Annotated in this window: 1 protein-coding gene; it reads left to right on the top strand. The window is 43.7% G+C overall.

Annotation, left to right across the window (positions count from 1 at the left end; genetic code table 11):
- On the top strand, positions 1–277 hold a 277-nt coding region (locus tag N9R04_RS11355; RefSeq protein ID WP_262856882.1), incomplete at both ends, for an Ig-like domain-containing protein.

Below are 277 nucleotides of genomic sequence, written 5' to 3'. Positions count from 1 at the left end.
GTGTAGATGTACCAGAAGGTACAACATTGAAACCAGGCGATAAAGTGAGCGTAGTAGAGAAAGATAAATACGATCATGCGTCACCAGCGACAGAAGTCACTGTAAATGACACAGAAAATACAGCGAAGCAACCAACTGTTGATCCAGTTAAAGGTGGAGATCCATCCGTAAGTGGTAAAGGTACACCAGGACACACAGTAGAGGTGACATTACCAGATGGAACGAAAGTAACAGGTGAAGTAGATGGCGATGGTAACTACCACGTTGATATTCCAGA

Origin of the sequence: Staphylococcus marylandisciuri (assembly GCF_025519785.1) — a bacterium.
GTDB classification, from domain to species: domain Bacteria; phylum Bacillota; class Bacilli; order Staphylococcales; family Staphylococcaceae; genus Staphylococcus; species Staphylococcus marylandisciuri.
The sequence above is the reverse complement of the archived record's forward strand: the minus strand, read 5'-3'. Positions and strand labels throughout refer to the sequence as shown.